This is a genomic window from Thalassolituus sp. UBA6592, from assembly GCF_002433655.1.
Taxonomy (GTDB): Bacteria; Pseudomonadota; Gammaproteobacteria; order Pseudomonadales; family Oceanobacteraceae; genus Venatoribacter.
This window is the reverse complement of the sequence record NZ_DJIO01000115.1, coordinates 61,421-61,761: the sequence shown is the minus strand read 5'-3', so window position 1 is coordinate 61,761 and position 341 is coordinate 61,421. Positions and strand designations below refer to the sequence as shown.

The 341-nt window shown below is 49.0% G+C and carries 1 protein-coding gene; it reads left to right on the top strand.

From position 1 onward, the window contains the following. The coding region (locus B2Z72_RS11110) for a GTP-binding protein (RefSeq protein WP_297004805.1) at positions 1-341 on the top strand (341 nt) is incomplete at both ends.

Sequence of the window (341 nt, the reverse complement as noted above, 5' to 3'; positions counted from 1 at the left end):
CCGTCTGGATACAATGGTTACGGTAGTTGATGCATTGAATTTTCTGCAGGATTTTGAAGAGGCCCAATCACTGCAGGACGCCGGTGAATCATTAGGCGAAGACGATGAGCGCAGTGTAGCTGACCTGCTGATCGATCAGATTGAATTCTGCGACAAACTGCTGATCAGCAAAACCGATCTCGCTTCACCGGAACAGCTCGAGCGGGTTAAACAGATACTCCACAGCTTAAACCCCCGGGCAGAAGTAATCCCTATGATTAAAGGTAACGTCTCTCTGAAAAAAGTATTGGCGACCGGAAGTTTTGACTTTGATCAGGCTGCAACAGCCCCAGGCTGGCTGA